This window comes from Streptomyces sp. NPDC087787 (assembly GCF_044743035.1).
GTDB lineage: Bacteria > Actinomycetota > Actinomycetes > Streptomycetales > Streptomycetaceae > Streptomyces.
In genome coordinates, this window is sequence record NZ_JBIUVQ010000002.1 from 363,396 (window position 1) to 385,438 (window position 22,043).

18 protein-coding genes, 2 pseudogenes and 1 riboswitch are annotated in these 22,043 nt (G+C 72.2%); of the genes and pseudogenes, 9 read left to right on the top strand and 11 right to left on the bottom strand.

What is annotated here, in order from left to right; translation table 11 throughout:
- Nucleotides 1–2: 2 nt before the first annotated feature.
- On the bottom strand, nt 3–1,238 hold the full coding sequence (locus ACIOWN_RS05675; protein ID WP_401980582.1) for a substrate-binding domain-containing protein: 1,236 nt from the start codon (nt 1,236–1,238) through the stop codon (nt 3–5).
- A gap of 229 nt (nt 1,239–1,467) precedes the next feature.
- Here ACIOWN_RS05675 and ACIOWN_RS05680 point away from each other — a divergent pair, with 229 nt between their 5' ends.
- The 5 genes from ACIOWN_RS05680 to ACIOWN_RS05700 all read left to right on the top strand — a co-directional run bounded on the left by ACIOWN_RS05680 (nt 1,468) and on the right by ACIOWN_RS05700 (nt 8,371).
- Nucleotides 1,468–2,163: an alpha/beta hydrolase gene (locus tag ACIOWN_RS05680; protein ID WP_401980585.1), complete on the top strand. Its 696-nt coding sequence runs from the start codon at nt 1,468–1,470 to the stop codon at nt 2,161–2,163.
- A gap of 135 nt (nt 2,164–2,298) precedes the next feature.
- Nucleotides 2,299–3,066: a hypothetical protein gene (locus ACIOWN_RS05685; protein WP_401980588.1), complete on the top strand. Its 768-nt coding sequence runs from the start codon at nt 2,299–2,301 to the stop codon at nt 3,064–3,066.
- Nucleotides 3,066–5,297, top strand: coding sequence for a hypothetical protein (locus tag ACIOWN_RS05690; RefSeq protein WP_401980591.1), 2,232 nt, complete (start codon nt 3,066–3,068; stop codon nt 5,295–5,297). Before ACIOWN_RS05685 ends, ACIOWN_RS05690 begins: the two co-directional genes overlap by 1 nt.
- 209 nt (nt 5,298–5,506) lie before the next feature.
- Complete coding sequence (locus ACIOWN_RS05695) at nt 5,507–6,958, top strand: hypothetical protein (protein WP_401980594.1); 1,452 nt, start codon at nt 5,507–5,509, stop codon at nt 6,956–6,958.
- A gap of 99 nt (nt 6,959–7,057) precedes the next feature.
- Complete coding sequence (locus ACIOWN_RS05700) at nt 7,058–8,371, top strand: CHAT domain-containing protein (protein ID WP_362352979.1); 1,314 nt, start codon at nt 7,058–7,060, stop codon at nt 8,369–8,371.
- Between the two features lie 20 nt (nt 8,372–8,391).
- Here the strand turns inward: ACIOWN_RS05700 and ACIOWN_RS05705 are convergent, their stop codons facing one another.
- The 6 genes and pseudogenes from ACIOWN_RS05705 to ACIOWN_RS05730 form a co-directional block, all read right to left on the bottom strand.
- Nucleotides 8,392–9,528, bottom strand: a complete 1,137-nt coding sequence (locus ACIOWN_RS05705; RefSeq protein WP_362352978.1) for a hypothetical protein — start codon at nt 9,526–9,528, stop codon at nt 8,392–8,394.
- Nucleotides 9,525–11,444 carry a CHAT domain-containing protein gene (locus ACIOWN_RS05710; RefSeq protein WP_362352976.1) on the bottom strand — a complete coding sequence of 640 codons (1,920 nt, stop codon included), beginning with the start codon at nt 11,442–11,444 and terminating at the stop codon, nt 9,525–9,527. Before ACIOWN_RS05710 ends, ACIOWN_RS05705 begins: the two co-directional genes overlap by 4 nt.
- Before the next feature lie 172 nt (nt 11,445–11,616).
- The gene (locus ACIOWN_RS05715) at nt 11,617–12,702 is read right to left on the bottom strand and encodes an enoyl-CoA hydratase/isomerase family protein (protein ID WP_362352974.1); all 1,086 of its coding nucleotides are present in this window, start codon (nt 12,700–12,702) and stop codon (nt 11,617–11,619) included.
- Nucleotides 12,699–12,824: pseudogene (locus ACIOWN_RS05720) on the bottom strand (acyl-CoA dehydrogenase); the annotation flags it as partial. The pseudogene ACIOWN_RS05720 and the gene ACIOWN_RS05715, both read right to left, overlap by 4 nt.
- Before the next feature lie 39 nt (nt 12,825–12,863).
- Nucleotides 12,864–13,253, bottom strand: coding sequence for a (2Fe-2S) ferredoxin domain-containing protein (locus ACIOWN_RS05725; RefSeq protein ID WP_401980652.1), 390 nt, complete (start codon nt 13,251–13,253; stop codon nt 12,864–12,866).
- 69 nt (nt 13,254–13,322) lie between these two features.
- Nucleotides 13,323–13,445: riboswitch (cobalamin riboswitch) on the bottom strand.
- Nucleotides 13,446–13,517: 72 nt separating this feature from the next.
- Nucleotides 13,518–14,306, bottom strand: a complete 789-nt coding sequence (locus ACIOWN_RS05730; protein ID WP_401980598.1) for an Fpg/Nei family DNA glycosylase — start codon at nt 14,304–14,306, stop codon at nt 13,518–13,520.
- Nucleotides 14,307–14,470: 164 nt separating this feature from the next.
- Between ACIOWN_RS05730 and ACIOWN_RS05735 the strand changes: the two genes are divergently transcribed.
- A complete protein-coding gene (locus tag ACIOWN_RS05735) occupies nt 14,471–15,241 on the top strand; it encodes a maleylpyruvate isomerase N-terminal domain-containing protein (protein WP_401980600.1) in 771 nt (256 codons plus the stop codon).
- 15 nt (nt 15,242–15,256) lie between these two features.
- Here the strand turns inward: ACIOWN_RS05735 and ACIOWN_RS05740 are convergent, their stop codons facing one another.
- From ACIOWN_RS05740 to ACIOWN_RS05750, 3 genes are all read right to left on the bottom strand, one after another.
- Entirely contained in the window at nt 15,257–15,439 is a 183-nt protein-coding gene (locus tag ACIOWN_RS05740) for a DUF397 domain-containing protein (RefSeq protein WP_326805401.1), read from the bottom strand.
- A complete protein-coding gene (locus ACIOWN_RS05745; protein WP_401980602.1) occupies nt 15,436–16,257 on the bottom strand; it encodes a helix-turn-helix domain-containing protein in 822 nt (273 codons plus the stop codon). Before ACIOWN_RS05745 ends, ACIOWN_RS05740 begins: the two co-directional genes overlap by 4 nt.
- 161 nt (nt 16,258–16,418) lie before the next feature.
- Nucleotides 16,419–17,687: an alpha/beta fold hydrolase gene (locus tag ACIOWN_RS05750; RefSeq protein WP_401980604.1), complete on the bottom strand. Its 1,269-nt coding sequence runs from the start codon at nt 17,685–17,687 to the stop codon at nt 16,419–16,421.
- Nucleotides 17,688–17,819: 132 nt separating this feature from the next.
- On the opposite strand from ACIOWN_RS05750, the gene ACIOWN_RS05755 reads away from it, so the two are divergent.
- Both ACIOWN_RS05755 and ACIOWN_RS05760 read left to right on the top strand, forming a co-directional pair.
- Complete coding sequence (locus tag ACIOWN_RS05755; RefSeq protein WP_362352965.1) at nt 17,820–18,437, top strand: TetR-like C-terminal domain-containing protein; 618 nt, start codon at nt 17,820–17,822, stop codon at nt 18,435–18,437.
- A gap of 31 nt (nt 18,438–18,468) precedes the next feature.
- Entirely contained in the window at nt 18,469–19,680 is a 1,212-nt protein-coding gene (locus ACIOWN_RS05760) for an NUDIX domain-containing protein (RefSeq protein WP_401980607.1), read from the top strand.
- Nucleotides 19,681–19,939: 259 nt separating this feature from the next.
- Here ACIOWN_RS05760 and ACIOWN_RS05765 read toward each other — a convergent pair whose 3' ends face one another.
- Entirely contained in the window at nt 19,940–20,293 is a 354-nt protein-coding gene (locus ACIOWN_RS05765; protein ID WP_362352962.1) for a hypothetical protein, read from the bottom strand.
- 280 nt (nt 20,294–20,573) lie between these two features.
- Here ACIOWN_RS05765 and ACIOWN_RS05770 point away from each other — a divergent pair.
- Nucleotides 20,574–22,004 (top strand): annotated as a pseudogene (locus tag ACIOWN_RS05770) (serine hydrolase domain-containing protein).
- The last annotated feature ends 39 nt before the right edge of the window (nt 22,005–22,043 follow it).

Below are 22,043 nucleotides of genomic sequence, written 5' to 3' on the forward strand. Positions count from 1 at the left end.
TCTCAGCCCGCCGTCTTCGTGGTCGGTGGCGCGACCGCTGTCACCGGGATGCTGTCGATCAGCTCGGGCCGGGCGGTGCTGCCGCCGCCCTTGAGCCGGGCCGTGAACATCGGCTGCAGCAGGGCGTGGTCCGCCGCGCGGATCTGCTCCTTGCCCTTGGGCCCGTCGAAGCTCCAGCCTTCCAGGGCCTTGACCATGGCGGAGGTGTCGGTGGCGCTGCCGGACTCGATCGCGTGCACGATCATCTGGGCGGCGGTGAAGCCGTCGGTGCTGAACAGATCGGGGGTGCCGCCGGCCTTGGTGATGCCGTCGAGCATGGCCTTCTCCACCGGGTTGCCGCCCCCGGCGCCCGGGAAGTAGTGGGCGAGGAAGGAGACCTTGGAACCCGCCGCGCCGAAGATCGGGTACGAGGCGGTGCCCGCGAGTCCGGTGACGACCTTGCCGGCGTCGAGTACGCCCTGCTGGTCCAGTGCCGTCCACAGGGCGTGCGCGGTGGCGCCGGCCCAGGCGACGAACACCAGATCCGGCTTGCCGGCCCTGGTCTGGCGGGCGAAGGGCGTGAGGTCGGTGGCGCTCGGCGGGGCCAGCACGGAGCCGACGTGCGCGCCCTTCTTCCCGAGGACCGCCTTCACCGCGGCCACGTTGGCCTGTCCGAACGCGGAGTTCTGGGCGAGCACGGTGACCTTCTTGCCCTTGGCGTCGCCGAGCAGGGTTCCGGCGGCGAGGATGTCCTGGTACGACTGCCGGCCCGAGCGGAAGGTGTAGGTGTTGACGCCGGTGACCGCGTCGGTGGCGGCGGGACCGCTGACGTACAGCACCTTGTTCTGCGCGGCCAGCGGCGCCATCTGCAGTGCCACACCGGAGTCGGTGGTGCCGACGAGGATCTTGTGGCCCTTGCCGACGAGGGACTTGGCCGCGGCGACGGCCTTGGCCGGGTCGCCCGCGTCGTCCTGTTCGGTGACCTCGATCGGGTGGCCGCCGGCCTTGTTCGTGCCGTGCGTGGCGTAGGCCAGGCCCGCCTTGAAGCCTTCCTCGTACTGCTTGCCGTAGGCGGCCAGGAGTCCGCTGCGGGAGTAGACCAGCCCCACCTTCACGGGGGCGGACCTGCCGTCGGAGCCGGCGGACGCGGTGCCGGCGGTGCCCGCGGAGGAGCAGCCCGCGATCAGGGAGCCGACGGCGAGCAGGGTGAGCGCGCGAACGGATCTGCTTCTGAAGGTGTCCGTGAGGCTGGAACGCATGACGATCGGCTCCTGACGGTGTGTCGTGGTTGCCGGAACCCTAGGAGCGCCGTACGGCGAGTGGCATGTTGTCAAGCACCGTTCTTTGGAGCCGAGTCATGGCACCGGCACACATAGTCTGTGCCGGCCGGTCCAGGCAGAGGAGCATCCCGGAACCGGCTCGTGTCCGGGCTTCTGCTGTCGGCCAAGACGGTGGCGCCTCCCACGCCGTGGCCGACAGGATCGTGGCATGCGGCCGATCTTCGTTCTCGTGCACAGTCCGTCCGTGGGCCCCTCGACCTGGCACCCGGTGGCCGAACGCCTGACAGCGGCGGGACACCGGGTACGCGTGCCGTCCCTGCTGCACGTCGGCGTCGGCGGTCCGCCCTTCTGGCCTCGTGCGGTCAGTGCCGTCCGCGACGACCTCCGACAGGTCCCGGCCGACAGCCCCGTCGTGCTGGTGGCACACAGCAACGCCGGGTTGTTCGTGCCGGCCATCCGCTCGGGCCTCGACCGTCCGGTGACCGGCTCCATCTTCGTGGACGCCGCGCTACCGGCCCGCCGCGGGCAAACCCCCGTCGCCTCACCCGAGTTGCTGGAGTTCCTCCGCCCGATGGCCGTGGACGGCACGCTGCCGCGCTGGACCGACTGGTGGGACGAAGCAGACGTCGCGCCCATGTTCCCCGATCCGGATGTGCGGCGGACGGTCGTGGAGGAGCAGCCCGCCCTGCCGCTGTCCTACTACGAGCAGCACGTACCGATCCCCGACGGCTGGGACGACCACCCCTGCTCCTACTTGCTGTTCGGCCCTCCGTACGCCGAAGTCGCCGCCGAGGCACGCGAACGCGGCTGGCGTGTGGCCCACCTGCCCGGCGAGCACCTCCATCAACTCGTCGACCCCGCGGGCACGGCCCGGCTCCTCGTCGGACTCGCGGCTACTGCCTGATTGCCTTCCACGGTCGGCCCGGCCGGGATTCGGTCGTGCGCCGCGCCCGCATGGCCGGAGTGCCGAACGGGTATCTCAGCCGACGGATCCGTGCGGGTGCCGGAGGCCTGCCGACTACAACGGGGGAGGGAAACCGTGGGACATGGCGCGCTCTTCCTCCTGTTCGACAAGTACAACCGAAGGGCACGACTGCGACCCGTCCTCATCACTCTGCTTCCGGTCGCGCTGCCCATCGCCGCGAGCGCCCCGGCCCTGCCCCGGACGCAGTGGCTGTGGTCACTGGTCCTGCTGAGCGGACTACCCCTGTTCGCCGACCAGTTGGGGCGCAGCAGGGGCAAGCGCATCGAACGGCGGCTCTTTCTGTCCTGGGGAGGGAAGCCCAGCGTGCAGGTGCTGCGCTGGCGCGGCCCCACCGGCCGGCAGCAACTCGGCTTTCTGCACGCCCGTGTTCAGGAGATCACCGGCCCTTCGCTGCGGTTGCCGACGGAAGATGAGGAGGCGGCGGACCCGTGGAAGGCCGACCAGATCTACGACGCCGCGGGACTGGCCCTGCGCGTCCGGGCCCGCGGACTGCCGGGGGCGGAACTGGTCCACGAGCAGAACTGCGAATACGGGTTCCGGCGCAATGTGCTGGGGTTGCGGCCGTACGCCCTGCCCGTCGCCGTGGCAGGGCTGCTGGCCGTACTGGCCTGGATGTTCACCGCGCCCGGATTCCTTGGGCGGCCGGGCACCCCGCTGCTGGCCGCGCTCCTGGTGGTGGAATTGCTCCTGGTGGCGTTCCAGGCACTGCTGGTACGGGCACGCTGGGTGGAGTCGGCGGCCTGGGCGTACGCCGAACGGCTGCTGGAGACGGCGGCCCTCCCAGGCCCCCAGGCGCTGTCCACGGACCCGGCGGCACCGTGATGAGCGGTCCGCCTCGGGAGGGGGCCCATCCCGTCCGGCGACTGCTCGCGTCCCTGCGCGTCCGACTGCGCGAACGCCGTCTCGAGTGGCTGTTCGGGCGGTTCGAGGCGACCGACTCCTGGGCGGCGGCCCGGCACCTCGTCGAACGCCACCCGGCGCTGACGACGGCCGACGCCGATGAGCTGATCGGGGAACTCGCCGACGCCGCCGACCGGATCGGCGCGCACGAAATCGCCGACTCCCACCGGTACCACCAGGGCCTGCTGCGCCGCTGCCGGGCCATCGGCACGGCGGCAGCCTTCCGCGAGCTGACGGCCGACGAGACCGATCCCGACCTGGTCGGACTCGCCAACCGGGCCGTCGACGCCCTGCGCCGCTACGAGGCCGGCGGAGAGGCCGCGGACCTGGACGCCGCGCTGCGCGACGCCGAGGAGACCGTGGAACGTGCGGCGGCGATCCCCACCCGGGTGGGCGCGCAGAACACCCTGGGGCTGGCGCTCATCGCACGCGGCGACCGCGACGGCCGGACCGAGGACGTGCGGCGCGCCGTCGCCGTCCTGGCGGAGGCGGTCGTGGCCACACCGCCGGGGCTGCCGGAACGCCGGCTCTTCACCGTCAACCAAGCGCGCGCCCTGCTCCAGTGGTACGACATCGGCGGCGACGCCTCCTGCCTCGACCGTGCCCTCGGACTGCTGAGGCGAGCCGCCGCCGGGCTCACCCCCGACGACCCACCGGTGCGCGCGGCGCTGCTGACCAACCTGGGCTCGGCGTTGTACGCGCGCTTCGCACTCCAAGGCGATCCCGACGACCTGGAGGCGGCCGTCACCGCCTTCGCCGACGTACCCCACGGCGAGCGGGTCTCGTACGCGCGCGCCCGCGGCAACCTGGCCGTGGCGCTGGCCGACCGGTACCAACTCACGGACGACGAAGGAGACCTGGAGGCGGCGATCGAGGCGGCCGAGCAATCCGTGGAGCTGACAGCCCGCGCCTCGCCCGAGGCACCGGCGCGGCGCGCCAACCTGGCGGGTCTGCTCGTCGACCGCCACGACCGGCTCGGCTCCCCGGACGACCTCCGAGCGGCGGTCACGCACTTCACCCTCGCCGCGGAGGCGACCCCGGCGACCTCTCCTGAGCGCGCCGCCCGCGACGGCGATCTGGGCACCGTCCTGCTCGCCCGTTACCAGAGCACGGGGGACCTCGCGGACCTGGACCTGTCCGTCGCGGCCCATCGGCGCGCGGTCGGCGCACCCGTCCACGAGCGGGGTGGTCCGGCCCTGCGGCTCGACCAACTCGGCACCAGCCTGCGCACCCGCGCCCGGCGGACCGACGACGCGGAGGAGGCCGCGAGGGCCGTCGCCGTCCACGATCGGGCCGTCTCCCTGACCGCGGTGAGTGCACCGGAGCGTGTCGCGGCCCTGAACAACCTCGCCGCGGCGCTGCGGCTCCGAGCCGAACTGGCCGACGACAGAGCGGCGTTGAGGCGGGCGGTCGAGAGCTACCGGGAGGCGCTCGCACTGGTCCGCCCGGGCACTCCACGCGGCCGGGCGGTGCGGGCCAACCTCGGCACCGCGCTGCTCGACCACGCGACGGTGACCGGCGATCCGGCCGAACTCGCTGCAGCGATCAGGGAGTTGGAACGCGCGGTCGCGGACACCGAGGCCGGCTCACCGGACCTCGCGGGCCGGCTGTGCAACCTCGCCCACGGCCTTCGCGCCCGGCACGACCGTACGGGGAACGCCGAGGACCTGGCGTCTGCCGTGGACGCGTACCGCCGTAGCTGTCTGCTCGCCGAGCCGGGCGCGCCGGAGGTCCGGGCGGCCGCTGCCCGTGCCTGGGGTATGTGGGCCTGCGCACGCGCGGAACACGCGGAGGCCGTCGAGGCGTTCGGGTACGCGGCCGAGGCGATGGAACGGCTGGTGCGCGTGCAGAGCACGCGTGCCGCCGTCGACACCTGGTTGTCCACGCTCGCCGGGATCCCGCCGCACGCCGCCCATGAACGGGCCGCCGTCGACGACGTCCGCGGCGCGGTGCTGACCCTGGAACTGGGCCGCGCCCGGGCCCTGGCCGGCGCGCTCGAACGCGACCGGGCCGATCTCACCCGGCTCGAGGCGTTCCGGCCCGACCTGGCGGCACGTTTCCGTCGGGCCGCGCGCCGGGTCTCGGCGCTGGAGACGGCCGGAACGGACACCGCCGAGCCGTGGCCGGTACGCACCGGCCCGTCGCCTCCGTGACCGCCCGCACCCGCAACCGCCGTCCAGGAGAGCCGGTGTGCCCCGCGCGGTCCCGCATCCGTTTCCCCGTGTGCCCAAACCGTCGCCGGCATTCCGACCCGGCCCCGGCACCGGCTCAGTACCATCGCGAAAGCCGACGCGGTGCGGCAGACCATGGGGGGACGGGCTGTGCGGCAGACCGCGGGGGGGTAACGGGTGCGGAGGCGCCGGTGGACGACGGGACGGATGATGCCGCAGGCCCGGAACAGGCCGAGCGGGCCCTGAGATCGGCCGAGGCCGCCGGGGCCGGGAGCGAGGTGCTGACGCGGCTGCACGTGGAGCTGGGCGACGCGTACCGCAGACGGTTCTGGGACCTCGGGGACATCGCGGACCTCGACCGGGCCGTGGCCGGTTACCGCCGCGCCCTCGACACCGACCGGGTCGACCCGGCCGCACGCGCCAACGACCTGGCCGTCGTCCTCACCGACCGCTACGACGTGACGGGAGAACCGGGCGACCTCTCGGCCGCGATGACGGCGGCCGGTACGGCGCTGGCCGGTGCGCCGGAGGGGTCGGTGGCCTGGGCGCGCTACGCGGCCACCTCGGTGCTGTGCCTGTGGGACCGCTACGACGCCACCGGGTCCCTGGACGACCTGGACGCGGCGATCGGCCTCGGCACCCGCGCCCTGGCCGCCCTTCCGCGCGAGGACCGCGCCTGGGCGAGGATCTGCAGCAACGTCGGCATGCTGCGGATGGACCGCTACGAGCGCCACGGCGCGGAGGACGACCTCCAGGAGGCGGTCGGACACGCGCGGCTCGCGGCCGCGCACGCCTACGAGGACGATCCCGAACTGGGCGGGTGGTACAACAACCTCGGCAGCGCGCTGCTGACCCGGTTCGGCGCGCGGTTCCCCGACGACGCGATGCCGCGGCCGGGCGACTGCGTCGACCTGCGCGACCTGGAGGCGGCCGTCGCGGCGTACCGCAAGGCCATCGAGGTGTCCCCGTGGGGTGTCGCGGGCCGGGCCACGTTCCTGGCCAACCTGGGCAACGCGCTCTCGGACCTGGGCGAGATGCGCCGCCTGGGCGGGCAGCCGGAGCGGAGCCGGTCCGCGCTGCTGGAGGCCGTGGACGCCCTCGCGGAAGCCGTTTCGCTGACCCCGGCCACCGCGCCGTACCGGGCGAGCCGGCTGAACGTCCTCGGCGAGGCATGGCGGATCGTGTCCGAGGCCACCGGCGCGCCCGGCGACGTCGCGGCGGCCCGCGACGCGCTGCGGGAGGCGTGCGGCGCGGGCCTGGTGGTGGCTCCCGAGATGACGGTGGCCGCGGCCGGCAACTGGATGCGCTGGGCGGTACGGCGCTCGGCGTGGGACGAGGTGGGCGAGGCGGACGGATACCTGCTGCGGGCCGCGGAGGCGCTGCACCGGGCCCAGTCGCTGCGCCGTCACCGGGAGGCCTGGCTCGTCGCGTCGCGCGGACTCGTCCAGGAGTCCGTGTACGCGCTGGCCGTGACGGGGCGTGCGGCGGACGCGGCGGTGCGTCTCGAACGGGGCCGGGCCGTCCTGCTCAGCGAGGAACTCGGCCTCGTTCGGGTGTCGTCGGACCGTCTGCCGCGGCCGCTGCGCCGGCGTTACGCGCAGGCACTGGGACGACTGGACGCCGCTCTACGGGAGATCGGGTGACCGCGCGCCAACCGCTGCCGGATCAGCGCGGGTTGGGCGATTGGCCCGCACGGGACGGCGGGCCGTTCCATACTGGGCGCGGGCCGGGGGAGGACGAGGATGGCGTACGACGACCGTGTCGAGGAGATCCGGGCCGCGCGCCGCGAGCTGGACGACGTCGTCCGGGAGGTGCAGGGCGTCGAGATCGACGGGGTACGGGAGTTCGCCTCGTTCCTCGCGCCGCCGACCATGGACGACATCGCGGAGGCCGCCTCCGGCTCCCCGCTCGTCTACCTCACCGCGGCCGAACCGGGAGGGCTGGCGTTGATCGTGCGCGGCGCTGAGGTCGAGCACGTGCCGCTGCCGATGCTGACCGCGCGGGAGCTGCGGGACCGGGTGGCGCCGTATCTCACGGCGCACGCCCGGGACAAGGACACGTCCTCGGAGGGCGGGGACGCCTGGCGCACGGCTCTCGACGACATCACCCGCTGGCTGTGGCCGGCGGTCATGGAACCCGTGCTGCGGCGGCTGCCCGGGCCCGGCGCGGCGACGCTCGTCGCCGGAGGGCTCCTCGGGCTGCTGCCGCTGCACGCCGCCTGGACGGAGGACACGAGCCGGCCGGCCGGGCGCCGCTACGCCCTCGACCACCGCACGCTGAACTACGTGCCCAACGCCCGTGCCCTGAGCGCCGCCAGAGCGATGTCCCGGATTCCGGCACGGCGGCTGGTCACCGTGGCGGCCCCGACGCGCGCGCGGCCCGGCCCGCCGCTGGAGTACGCCGGCACCGAGGCGTCGGTCGCCGGCGCCGCCTTTCCCGGGGCCGCCCCGGTGATGCTGGCCGGTGACACGGCCGGCGCGCGGGCCGTCGCCGAGGCGCTGCGCGAGGCGGACGTCGCCCATCTGGCCTGCCACGGAAAGGCGGATCTCGCGGCGCCGCTGGAAAGCCATCTGCTGCTCGCGGGAACCGACCGGCTGCGACTGAGGGACCTGCTGACGCTGCGGCTGAGACTGCGGCTGGCCGTCCTGTCGGCCTGCGAGACCCTCGTACCCGGCACGGACCTGCCCGACGAGGTCGTCGCCCTGCCCACCGGGCTGCTCCAGGCGGGCGCGGCCGGGGTGCTCGCCTCTCTGTGGGAGGTCGGGGACGTGGCCACCGCGATGCTGATGACGGAGTTCTACCGGCTCTGGCGCCACCGGGAGGAGCCTGTGGATCCTCCCGAGGCGCTCGCCCTGGCGCAGAGCTGGATGCGCGACACCACCAACGCGGAGAAACTCGCCCAGTACGCCGAGGCCACCGCCGCGAAGGCCCCCTGGCTGCCCACGCAGGCCGCTCGCCGCTTCCGGCTGGCGCTGCGGACCCTGCCGGGCGGCCCCGAGGCGCGTTCCTACGCCCACCCCGACCACTGGGCCGGTTTCGCCTATGTGGGTGTGTGACCGCGGCGGCGCCCGGCCACTTACGGAGCGGGCCGGTCGCCGCGCAGGACGCTGCCCTGCGAGACGACCACCGTGATGCCGCCCGTGCCGGTCTGCGGGTATTCGGTGCGCACGCCCAGCGCCGCCAGTGAAGGGTGGGCGTAGCGCCGGGTGCTGGGCGTGCTGTGGTTGAACCAGAGGGTGGTGTGCGGTTCGCGCGGTCGGTCCTCGCCCGCGGCGTTGCGCAGCAGGATCCTGGCGACCGCCTCGGGTGCGGGATGCGTCGAGCGGCCGGCGCGCGTGCGCCGGGCGTGACCGCGGCCGCCGTCGGTGGAGAACAGCCAGTCCCGGCACTCGATCGCGGCGACCAGCCCGGCGCTCACGTTGTGCGCGCTGCCGTGGTGGGGTGCCTTGACGAGGGAGACCGGGTACCCGTTGCCGTGCCACAGTCGGCGCAACGAGCGGACCAGGACGTCCGCGTGGGCATCGGCGGCGAACAGGACCCGGCTGCCGTCGGGGTGCTCGGCCAGGAAGGCGATGCTGGATCCGTTCGCCGGGGCGCGGTCCGCCCGGTAGGGGCGGGCGGCCAGCTCCGCCAGGTGACGCGCGTCGAACGCCGTGGGAGCGGCCGGGGCTCCGAGGACGTCCCGCTCCGGCCGGGCGGCCGCCTTGCCGCGCCACTCGGTGCGCAGCCGGGACAACTGCTCCGGCCAGGGCGAGAGCAGGGTGAGGGAGAGACCGCGCAACCGGAACACGGGCAGGCGCTCTTGTCCGGGCACGACGATCGGGCCGCCGCCCGTGGCGGTGTTCCAGGGAAGCCGGCCCGCGCGCAGGACCTCGGCCAGACGCTCGGCGCTGCGCACGCCGAGCGTGTCCGCGGGGCCGGTGTGTTCGAGGGAGTTGAACCATATCTCGCGGGCCAGGAAGTTCTTCGGGGGCGCGGTCAGCAGCGGGAGCAGCCCGACGATGTGGTCGTCGTCGATGTGGCTGCACACGACGAGGTCGAACTCCCTTTGGACCTCGGGTTGTTGCCGGAACCGCGCCGCCAGTGCGGCGGGCAGGGCCCGGGTTCCGCCGGGACCGCCGTCGATGAGCATGCGGCGTCGGTGAGGGCCGTCGTCCCACTCGACCCACAGGCAGTCGCCGTGTGCCGCGGGCAGCGCCTCGACGCTGATCACGCCGGTGTCACCATCCGCACGCCGGCGGTGCCGAAGGCCGTGTAGAGCAGGCACAGCAGATTGCGGTGGCGTTCGACGAGGTCGCGGGCCGTCAGGTGCAGCGCGGCGGCGACGGTGGTGCCCGCGAGCAGGCGGTCGAAGAAGCGGCGTGCCCACTCGGCGCCGAGCACCGTGGGCAGCTCGATGTCGGTGCAGACCACGGCGCGGGCACCCTTGCTGAGGAAGTACGAGGGGAAGCCCCCGCGGAGCACGGAGTCCCGGCCGGAGGAGTTGCAGGCGTTGAGGACGACGAGGGGGGCGCCCGGCAGGGGCACGTCGGGCGGGGCGTCGCGCCTGGCGTCCCGCAGTCCCACCTGCCGCCCCGCGATGAACCCCAGGGCCGCGTCCCCCAGCGGCGTTCCCCGTTCGCCGTCCACGAGGTGGCAGTAGAAGTACCAGAGGGAATCGGGCCGTTTCGGCTTACGCAGGGCCTCGGTGACCCGCTCCGCCTCGTCGACGACTTCCGCGCGCTCGGCGAGGCGCTGTTTCCAGTAGTCGACCTGTCCCGCCACGAGGGCGCGCGGCTGCCCGGTCGTGGCGCGGTCGATGTCCGTGTTCACGGCGATCAGCGCGGTCGCCTCCCGCGCGGTCCGTGGCACGTACTCCGTGCGGTGACGCTGATGGTGGCCGGAGCGCAGGGGGACGAGGGCGAGCCGTGCCCCGAGGCCCAGCAGACGGTACGGGGAGAGCCGCTCGTCGTCGTAGGTGTCGACCGCGTACATGAGGTGCCAGGGCAGGTTCAGCCCGTTGCCGACCACCTCGACGCACGGTGCGGAGTCCGGACCGGCGGACGCGAGGGTGTCGATGACCATGTCGCCGATCCTGCGCAGGTCCGCGCTGCCGTCGTCGGGGCGGAACAGGGCGTGGAAAAGGTCGAATCCGGACCGGGCCAGTCGGCGCAGGTCGGCCCCGTACTGCTCCTCCGGGATGTCGAGGGACGACTCGTAGCGGCGGCCCTCCGGACCCAGCAGCAGCGCTTCGATCCCGCTCCTCGCCTCGCGTACGAGCGCGTCCAGTTCCTCACGGCTGTACGGGATCGCCGCCGTGGCGCTGCCCGTTGCGTCGTGCGCGGTCAGGACGTGGGCGCCGCCCGCCGAGATCAGGGTGAGGGACAGGGTGATCGGCGGCGCGGCGGAGTCGGTGGCCGGCCGCCACTGGCTCAGCAGGTTCTCCTGCTTCAGCAGTCCCGACGGGTGGGCGGTGAGCCGGAGTTGCTGGGGTGTGCGCCGGTCCGTCGTGCGGGTGACGACCATCAGGGACACCGGGCGGTCGTCGTTGAGGAACCGGAGGTCGAAGATCGCCCCGGGCGGTTCGTCCCCGTGGCCGGGCCTGTGCCGCCGCACGACCAGTGACCGGCTCACCGGCAGCACCTCGACGGCCTCCGGCGCTCCGTACACCTCGACGTCCAGAGTTCCCGTCTCCGCCTCCGGAGGTACGGTCAGGTCGAGTTGGGCGGAGGAGAAGGCGTACGGGTGGGCGGCGCTGTCGATGCCGACGACCAGCCGGCGGGTCCGCCGGTCCGCCGGCGAGCCGTCCGGGGAGTCCGCGTCGAACCGGGCGGTGATCCACTGCTCGCGTGGCGCGGCGTCCAGCAGCCGGCACAGTTCCGTCCAGCCGGGGGTGTCCGTCACGGATTCGGCGGATCTCCGCCCGCGGTGGTACGCCTCCCCGAGGACGCCGGCCACCGCGGGGTAGGGAAGCAGGAGTTCGAGCAGGGACTCGGTGTGGGCGACGCGTTCCTCGTCGGTGTCCGCGCCGCCGAGCCGGCCGACCAGGTTCAGGGCCTGCGCGCGCACACGCGGCCAGTCCGGTCCCACGAGGCGTGGCAACGTCGGCCACAACCCGACGAGTTCGGTGGCGGCGTCCTGGGCGGCCATGGGCTGCGTCCTTCCCCCCGGCGCGCGGCACGTTCCGCGTGTGCCGCCCGTGCCATCGTATTCCCTTCGTCACCGGGCGAGTCGGGAGTTCCGGCAAACGTGCCCGGACCGGCACCTGCCTGACGGCGCGGTCGGCCTGTCGCGGGCGAGGCGCTTCTGCGCCCGAGACCGGTCAACGCGCGGTCCCGCTCACCTCCACGGTGGTGCCGGGGTCGGCGAGGCCCAGTTCGCGGTCGCCGAGCGGGGTGAAGAAGCGGTTCACGTCGGCGTCGGTCACCTCGGCGAGGGTCCCCGGGGACCAGCGCGGGTCGCGGTCCTTGTCGATGACCTGGGCACGGATGCCCTCCACCAGGTCGGGGCTGCTCAGGGCGGCACAGGAGACGCGGTACTCCTGGTCGAGGACCGCCTCCAGCGACCCGAGACGGCGGGCGCGGCGCACGGCGGCCAGGGTGACCTTCACAGCGGTGGGTGACCTGGTGAGCAGGGTTTCGGCCGCCTCCTTGGCGGCGGGATCGCCGTAGTCGCGCAGCCGGCTCAGGATGTCCTCGACCGTACCGGCGGCGTAGCAGGCGTCGATCCACTCCCGCCGGCCCTCCAACTCCCCTTGCGGCAGCGGCCGGACATGGCGCTCCAGCACCTCCCGCACAGGGGCGTGGGCGAGGTCGTCGACGAGAGCGGGCAGAGCCGTTGACGGCACGTAGTGGTCGGCGAGCCCGCAGAGCACGGCGTCACCGGCGCCGATCTGCGCACCGGTCAGCGCGAGATGGGTGCCCAGTTCCCCGGGGGCGAGGGCCAGCAGACGGGTGCCGCCGACGTCGGGTATGAAGCCGATGCCGGTTTCCGGCATGGCGATCCGCGAGCGCTCGGTGACGACGCGGACGCCGCCGTGCGCGGAGACGCCGACGCCGCCGCCCATCACGATGCCGTCCATGACGGCGACGTACGGCTTCGGACAGCGGGCGATACGGGCGTTGAGGCGGTACTCGTCGCGCCAGAAGGCGGCCGAGGCGGTGCCGTCCCCGCCGCGGACGTCGTCGTGGATGGCGCGGATGTCACCGCCCGCGCACAGGCCGCGCTCCCCCGCGCCGGTGACGACGACGGTCTCCACGGCCGGGTCGTGTTCCCAGGCCGTCAGTGCCTCGTCGATGCGGCGCACCATCTCGTGGGTGAGGGCGTTGAGGGCCTTCGGCCGGTTGAGGGTGATGTGGGCGGCCCGTCCGGCGGTGTGGAACAGGACGGGTTCCTCGGCGGCGGTCATCCGAACGCCCCCGTCAGGCCGCGGGCCGCTGTGACGCGCATGATCTCGTCGGTTCCTTCCAGGGTCTGGTGGACACGCAGTTCACGGACGATCTTCTCGTCACCGTACGCGCCGAGGCAGCCGCACAGGTATTCCGCCCGGCCTCCTCGCGAGCGCGGGACTCAGGCCTCCTTGGCACGTCGTGGCGGTGCGAAGGTGTACAGGTCGAGGATCTCCGGCAGGGGGGCCACCCCCGGGCCCCCGGCGCGCACCCAGGCGACGATGTCCTCGGTCGCGTCCGGGTCGTTGACGAGTCCGAGCCAGACCGGCCGCGCACCTGCCGCCCGGCCCGCGGCGGAGGGCTGGACCACGACGACGTTCGCCTGCTCGCACACGTCGAGGCAGTCGGAGACGCGCGTCGGCACCTCCGCGCGCAGCCGCGCGGTCTGCGCCGCGTGATCCACCCCGGTCACCTTGGGGCTGCCGCAGCAGCAGTCCCGGCACACGACGACCCGGCACGGCACCGGACCGCTCCCCGCCACGGCACCGGCCGGCGCCTCGTCCGTCGGCATTTCGGGCACGCCGCCCCACTCCCCTCCCGGGGAGATCCGCCCCGGCGTCGATCGAGGAGGCGACCGCGTGAGTCTCCTGGCTCCCGGGTCTTCGCTCGTCCCGCCTTCCCACCCCGGACGGGGCAGTGGCGTTCCGGAACTCGCTCACCGGTCACAGTGGCGGGACCGCGCCGGATTCACACCGGCTTCCTCGGACCGCCGTCGCCTTTTGTCGCCGGTCATCATCCCATGATCGGTTCCGCCCTCCGCAACGGCCCGTTCCGCTCATCCCTGGCACCGCGGGCACCAGACCGTGCGGCGTCCGCCGACGCGGTCCGAGCACAGGGGCCACCCGCAGCGGGGGCACATCGGCTCGCGGTCGTCCCGGTGCCCGGTGAGCCAGGAGCGCCTCGGCGGCACGCACCCGGCACGGACGGACGACTCCAGGACCCGGCCCATCCGCGCATGAACACGCCGAAGCGCGGTCTCGCTCAGGTCCCGCGCCCGGGTCCGCGGTGCCACCCGGGCCCTCCAGAGGATCTCGTCGCACAGGAGGTTGCCGAGTCCCGCGATCACCGACTGGTCCATCAACGCGCTCTTGACGGCACGCCGCCGTCCCGACAGCAGGTCCCGGAACTCCGCTCGGCTCACGGTCAGGGCGTCGGGACCCAGACCGCCCACGATCCGCGCGAGCCGCGCGTCGTCGGCCAACTGCACGCCCTGGAGCTTGCGTTGATCGCGGTAACGCAGGTGCCGGGCGCCGTCGAGCGTCAACACGACGCGGTCGTGCGCCGCGAGGGGCTCGTCCGGGGCACAGCACCGCAGCGACCCGGTCATGCCGAAGTGCCAGACCAGTACAAGACCGCCGCCGTCGCCGCCGACCGGCACGAACAACCACTTCCCGTGCCGCCACGCCTCCCCCAGACGCCGGCCCGTCAGCTCCCTCCGCAGCCGCTGCGCGCTCACGCCCCGCAGCACCCCGGTGTCCCGCACCTCGACGTCCGTGACACGCCGCTGCCGGCCGCAGGTCATCAGCACCTCGCGGAATCCCTCGACATCCGGCAGTTCGGGCATGCGCTCGCCCCGGCTCTTCCTCGTACGGTCGTCAGGCCGCCGCACACGAACGGGTACCCACGGAGGGGGCGACCGCACCCGCTCGGCGTTCCGCCCCGAGGCACGATGCCCCGATCGGCCGCCCGCTGGTTTGGTCTGCGGCCCGACCGGGATACCCATGGCTCGTGATCCCGTCCAAGGTCGACGACACGCTGCCCGAGCTGGCTCCCTTCGTCCACGCCGTACAGGGCCGAAGGCCCGACGACGGCACGTGGTGCGAGGCGTGGACCGTGCGCGACATCCTGGTCCACCAGACGGGGAACGCCGAGGAACTGGCCCGGGTGCTGCGCGCGTTCCTCGCGGGCGCACCGGTGGAGACCAGGAGCTTCGCGCGCGAGGCTCCCTACCGGCGGATGTCGGACACCGAGCTCTGGGCGTCGTTCATGACCAACTGTGAACAGCTCACCGAAATCGCGGCGGCCGCGGCGCAGGACCTGTCCCCGGACACGGACGTGATGTGGACCGGCCGGTCCGTGAAGGTCCCCTTCTTCGCGGAACACATGCGGGAGGAACTGATCCTCCACCGCTGGGACCTGACCGGCGACGACCGGACGGCCGTGCGGTCCCTCAACGAGTCGTGGATGACGGAGCACAGCGTGGTGTCGGTGGGCCGGCCCCTGCTGGTCCGGGGCCGCGCCGGTCTGGACCTGGGCCCCGAGGGGCGGGTCGAGGGCCGCCTGCGCACCCCGGGCACCGACGACATCGTGGTGGCCGCGGACGCCGACGGCGGCACCATCCGGTTCGCCGCCCCGGAGGGCCCGGCCACGATCGAGAGCGACGCGGCCACCCGCGTCCTCCTCCTGTGGGGCCGCCGCCCCGCAGACCCCACCCGCTGGCACAGCACCGCCGGCCCGGAGGCGCTGCGGAGGGTACGGGCCCTCCTCGGCGGCTATTGAGCCACAGCTCCCGGTCTACCCCACGAACCCGAGGAACTCCGCCCACGCCGGGGAGGCGACCTCGAACCGCGGTCCGTCAATCTGCTTGGAGTCGCGTACGTGCACGGCTCCGAGTGCGAGTGCGACTTCCACACAGCTGTCGCCTTCGGACCCGCTGTAGCTGCTCTTGAACCATTCCAGCTGACTGTTGGTGCTCATAGCGCTCCTCGCATCCGCTGCAACAACTCGGCCGAGTCCGCGGGGGACAGAGCCTGCGAGCGCATCTTGGCATAGCGCATCTGCATCACGCTCACCGCTTCCCGGTCAGAAACCAGCTGCCCGGTCTTCTGCCCCTCCGAGTACCCCAACCACTGGCGCTCCGGGGTCTCAAGAAGCTGCATGGGCCCGTCCGTACCCGCGTGGTGGGGCTGCCGCTGCGGCATGATCTGCAGCTCCACGTTCCACGGTTGCGTGCGGACGAGGAGGTGGTCGAGCAGTTCCCGGGTGACCTCCTCGCCTCCCGTGTGCCGCAGCAGTACCGACTCCTCGGCAATGAAACTGAACGCGACCGGCGGCCTGCGCGTCAACAGTTCCTGCCGCGCCAGCCGGGCGGCGATCCGCTCCTGCAACTGCTCCACCGTCGGCGGAGGCGGCACGTTGAGCATCACCGCGCGCGTGTAGGCCTCGGTCTGGAGCAGCCCCGGCACGACCCGGCACTCGTACGTGCACAGGCTGACCGCCGTCTCCTCCAGCTGCGCCCACTCCCGGAACCAGACCGCGAGCCCGCGCTGCCGCCCCACGTGCCGGGCCACGGCCCGCAGCACACCGAACGACTCCAGAGCCTCCTCCGCCCGCTCGACGAAGGTCGCGGAGGGCATCCGCCGCCCCTGCTCCACCGAAGCGACCGAAGCGTGCAAGTAGTTGAGCCGCTCGGCCAACTGTTCCTGCGTCAGCAGGGCCCGTTCACGGAAGACCTTCAGGGCCGCCCCGAACGCCTTCATACTGCCGGACGAATCAAGCGCACTGCCACTTGCCATGGCTGAGCACCCCCTTGTCACACCGCGTCACCTCTTGCAACGAGTACAACGGCCGGATGCCGAGAAGGGGTTACGTGCCGGGTTCGCCTGGAACCCGTACACGACGGCGTGTACGGGCGGCGTCACAGCACACGCGCGACCGCGACGCGCACCGCGGAGGGTCACTCGCGGTCGCGCAGGAAGGCGGGAATCTCCTCGCGGGTGGGGTGGTCGGGCAGGGGCGCCCGCTCGCCTCGGAGGAACGCGGTGATGACCGCCGCGGCTCGATCGTTGTTGTCATCCAGGCCGTTCCACATGTGATGCCCGACGCCGGACATGTACTGCGTGCGCTGGATGGCGGGGTCATTGGCCAGGATGGTGGTCGCCCACTGGCGAAGCTGCGAGGAGCACTCGGCGATCATCAGCATGGCGGGGGTCTTGGAGCGCCTCAGTCGCGACGCGATGGAGGGAGAGTCCTTCACCGTCTGCTGGACGCGGAGGCTGGCGGCGGGACTGAAGGAGAAGTTCTGGGGCGTGTCCTCGGACGGGATGCGGTCCGCGTCGCGCGCGCAGTAGGCGGAAGCCGTGTCGCTGCCGAGGTCGGCGGCGGTGAACGCGTTGTCGCCCTCAGCCTGTCCGATCAGCCCGGTGTCGGTGGTGAGGAGGCCGAGCCGCATGAGGCCGAACGCCACGGCGTACCGGGGGATGTGTGTCGATCGCGGTCCGTTCGCGCTCGGTGCGAGGCCGCGCGCTGACGGACGTCCCTTGTGCCCGGTGACCCTCGATGTGGGGCCGTCCATCGGGCCGGGTTCGGCGATGACCGCCTGGTGCAGCCGGGTGGCGGCCGAGGGTTCAGCCAGGGCCCGGGTGAGGACGACCGCGCCGGCCGAGAAGCCGAGGACGTCGACCCTTCCCTTGTCCAGACGCTGGATGAACGCGTCGAGGTCACGGACCGATCTGGAGATCGTGTACTGGTCCATGGGGAGCAGGTCGCTGCGACCGCCGCCGGCCTGTTCGTAGGCGTAGACATCGTGGCCCTGGCGGGCCAGGAGTTGCAGGAACCGGTGATCAAGTACCGATATCCCGCGGACTGGTCCGCCATGGAGGTACACGAGCGGGACGGGGTGTCGGCTGCCCTGGCCTGCGGGCGGGTAGTGGTAGACGGCGACCCTGCTTCCGGTGTTCAGGCTCCAGTGCTGTGTGGCCACGAAGGGCAGGGCGGGCGGGTACCGCCGAGTCGTGGGCACGCTCGGAACGCAGACCGACGCAGTCAGTGCCGCCGCGACGACCACAGGCAGGAACGGCACGAGTCGAGCCGCCCCGGTCCGGCTGCGGCCCAGCCACAGTGCGGCGGCGCAGGCGACGCCCAGGGTCGTCAGCCACGCGACGCCCCCTGAGCCGGCTCCGCCCGTGAGGACGATCAACACGAGAAAGACAACAGCCAGTGTCACGACGGCAGTCAGGACCGTCAGTAAGCGTGCGGCGAAGCGTGCAAGGCGTATGACGAACGGGGGCACGGTGGACTCCCAAGTTTCAGAACGTTGTTCCAAAACGACGTTATCAGAGCGGGGTACGCTTCCGGCATGGGTAGGCCGAGGACGAACGACGAGACGGTCAAAGAACGGCTCGTGGCATGCGCGAGCGAGATGCTCGCCACGGGCCCGCGCGAATCGGTCACAGTCCGCGCCGTGGCGGCTGCCGCCGGAACGTCGACGACAGCGGTGTACTCCCTCTTCGGCGGCAAGGACGCGTTGATCGAAGCGGTGCGCCACAGAGCTGTCGCCGGCCTGTTCCAGGACCTGTCGGGAGCGCCGGCCTCCGAGGATCCCCTGGCCGACATCTACACCCTGGCCGGCGCGTACCGGCGGTGGGGGCGCGGACACAGCCACCTGTACACGGTGCTGTTCGGAGGGGCGCAATCCTTCGATCCGTCGGGCGCGGTCGGCACCCATGACCCCATCCGTCCGCTCCTCGCGGCGATCGACCGCGCCGTGACGGGCTCTCTCCTCGCCGGCGACGCGACGTCCATCGCGCTCTCCTTGTGGGTCACCCTGCACGGGGTTGTGACGCTCGAACTCGCCGGCGCCCTCGACGCCTCCACGGCGGAGGCCGCGTTCCGGTCGGCGATGCATGCCACCCTGCGCGGCTGGGCGACACCCACGGGGTTCCGCGACCTCCGCCGCACCGAACTCGTTCTCTGAACAGTGTCAGGAACTGACTTGGAGCCCTTCTGTGACGGCACGCCCCGCACACGAGCAGAGCTGGACGGTCTACGGTCAACGCCAACTGGACTTCGGCTACTTGCCACCCGCACCTGACCGTATCGACTGGGGATTCTGGCCCGGCGTGGGTCCCGGAGCCGAGGTTCTGGGAGACATCCGCGGCAAGCGGATCCTGGACGTCGGGTCCGGTCCCGGTCACCACGCCGTCCACCTGGCCCGTGAGTACGGCGCCCTCGTGGACGGCGTCGACCTGTCCCCCACCCAGCACCAGCGTGCGCTGAACGCCCACGGCAGTGAGCCCGGAGTCCGCTTCCTGTCCGGTGACGTCGCCGAGCATCTGCGGCACGCGGAGCCGTACGAGGCCGCCTACGGCATCCGCACCTTCGCCTGCGTCGACCCGCACCACCTGCTGCCGGCTCTGCGGGACGGGCTGGTCGACGGCGCGCCCCTCGTCTTCTCCGCCCTCCACACCGACGCCGACGCACAGAGGCCGTCCGAAGAGGTGGTGCCACGCCAGGAATTGATCCGGCTGCGCGACGAGGAGCCCATCCCCACACAGATGTGGGTACTCACTCCGCGGCTCTGGGAAGACCTCCTGACCGAGCACGGTTTCCAGGTGGAAGGGGTCGAACTCCTCACCGCACCGGCCCCCGGCAACCCCGTGATCCTCCAACTCGTCCGGGCCCGACGCCGCCGCACGCCCAGTCGGGATCCTGTGACCAGTCGCCCACGGACCGCCCGGCCGCCCGTACCGCACGCCGCGATCGGCGTCGGAGCCATCGTGTTCGGCGAACGGGGCCTGCTGCTGGGACGACACCGGCACGGCACCTGGGAGCTGCCCGGGGGCACCGTCGAGCCCGGCGAGTCACTCCACGAGACTGTCGTACGCGAACTCGCCGAAGAGACCGGACTCGTCGCGCGCCCCGAGGACGTGACTCTGCTGGGCACACTCCTCGACCACGTCGACGACGTCGTACGCGTCACCGTCGGCGCCGTCGTCACCGCCTGGCAGGGCGAGCCCGCCGACCAGCCGAACGAGAGCGTGGGCGACTGGCGCTGGTGGCCCCTGGACCAGCTGCCCCAGGGCCTGTTCGTGTGCAGCGCCCAGATCCTCACGTCCTGGCGCCCCGACCTGCGGCCCATCGCCCACACACCGGCACACTTCACTCCGTACGCGGACGGAACGCCGACACCCACGAAGGTGAACGGCGCAACCCCGTGAGCGGGACTGGTTGAGGGGGAAACTGCGACGGCTCGACTGACCGCCGACGGGGCCCCTACCGCGGGGGCCGGCCTGCCCTGCTGACATCGCCGATGCCCTGACGACCATCTCAAAGCCGGTGGGCACTCAACGCCCAAGCGCGAGTCGGATGGCGTCGGCGCTTACCTCCACAGTCAGCCCCCAAGGCTGCCGTGGTCACGCCAGGCAAGGCGGGATCATCGCATCGGGTCAGTCCGCTACGTCACGGAGTCCACGCAGTTCAGTGAAACTCGTGAACGAGCCGGATCTCGCCGACGATGTGAGCGTTGAACTCGTCAAGCTCCCCGGCCGGTACCCACAGTTCCAGTATCGTCTGTCCGCCTGCCTGCTGGACCGGGTACCTGCGCAGGAAGGCGGACTCCACTTCGAAGCGGGTGACGAAGCCGGCGCCGTCGTGCTTGACGTTCCAGTCCCGCGCGATCTTGACGGCGTAGTCCTCGTTGAGGACCGGGTAGAAGATCGGCTGCTCGGGGAGCCGAGACGGCCAGGCGCGCCAGTCCAGCTCACGCACCAGCTCCAGTTCCTTGGGGCCGGTGGGACGCCACAGCGTCGTCGTTGCTCGCCGGCTGGTCACGGGAATCGCTCCTGGATGAGGCCACCGCCGATGCGGCCGGCCGGGAGCCCGACGGTATCGACAGCCCGAGTACGACGGCCACCGAGTTTCGAGCTTCGCTCCACGACCGCAATCCGCAGATATGGGGCACCCTGCGTGGGCCTGTCCCTCCTGAAGCCGGGACAGTCGGAGCTGGGCCGTCCATAGGCAGGAAGATGTCCACGAACTGAACGCTGGTAGAAGAGGTCGGGCAGAGCCTTAATCGCTTTGGTCCGAAACGGTGTTCGGATACGGTGCCCGGATGGCCTCTCAGCGCACTCTGCTACCGCGCTCGACACCGGCCGCCTCGGGGATCTCGTCCCGTTCGATCGCCGCGCTGCTGGATCGGCTCGAAGCACGATCCGTGGAGTGTCACTCCCTCATGGTCGTACGTCACGGTCACGTCGTCGCCGAAGGCTGGTGGGCGCCGTACTCGGCCGAGCGCCCGCACCTTCTCTACTCGCTGACCAAGTCGTTCACCTCGGTCGCCGCGGGGCTCGCGATCGCCGACGGGCTGCTCTCGCTGGACGATCGGATCGTGGACGTGCTGCCCGGCCACGTTCCGGACGACATCTCGGAGCAGGGACGCCGCCTCACCGTTCACCACCTGCTGTCCATGACGGCCGGACACCGCACGGACAGCCTTGCCCAGGCCTGGCGTCTGGAACCGGGCGACCTGGTGAAGGGCTTCTTACGCGTACCGTTCCCCTAGGCCGAGGGAACGCGGCACGCCTACGACAATCCGACCACCTTCATCCTGGCCCGGATGGTGGAACGGGTCACGGGCCGCGGCCTCCCGGAACTACTGGACGAGCGCCTCTTCAAGCCGATGGGCGTCGACCACGCCGAATGGGATCGGGTCGCGAGCGGTGCCGCCTTCGGATTCCACGGACTGCACCTCACGACCGAGGCCGTCGCCGCCTTCGGTGAACTGCTGCTGCGCGGAGGCCTTTGGGGCGACCGGCGGCTCATCCCGCGCGAATGGGTGGAGCTCGCGACCAGACGGCACATCGGCACCCTGCAGATCGAGGACTGGTCGGAGAATCCCGACGCGCTTTGCGGGTACGGTTACCAGTTCTGGATGTCTCGTCACGGTTACCGCGGCGCCGGCGTCTTCGGCCAGCTGTGCGTGGTCGTCCCGTCCTACGATCTCGTGGTCGCCGTAACGGGCGCCGTAACGCAGGAGGAGGCCGTGCTCGCCCCCTTGTGGGAGTGCCTGCTGCCCGGCATGGACCACGCGGGAAGCACCCGGGACGACGAGATCCTCGCCGATCGGCTGCGGCGGTTGGCCTTGGCACCGGTGCTGGGTTCGGCCGCCCCGGAGCGTTCCGTCAAGGCGAGACTCGACGCCTCCGCCGAGGATTCGGCTCTGCCCGACGGAACCACGGTGATCGTCGATCCCGTGGACGATGGATGGCTCCTCCGGCTCGGACCGTACCTCAACATCGAGGTCGGCCAGGGCGAGTGGCGGGAGAGTTCGCCGCTCGGCCGCCCTGTCGTCGCGGCCGGCGCCTGGCAGGGCAACACGTTCGTCGCCGAGCTGTACGTCATCACCACACCGCACCGGGTTCGGCTGTCGGTCGACGCCGACGCGGGGATCGCGGTGGCGACGTGGAACAACGTGCCCCTGACCAGCCCAAGTCTGGCGTTGCACTTGCGGTCGCCGCTGATGACACGGCCCGACGTCGCGTAGGTGATGCGCTGTCCTAATAACGCCAACGTCGCCCGAACA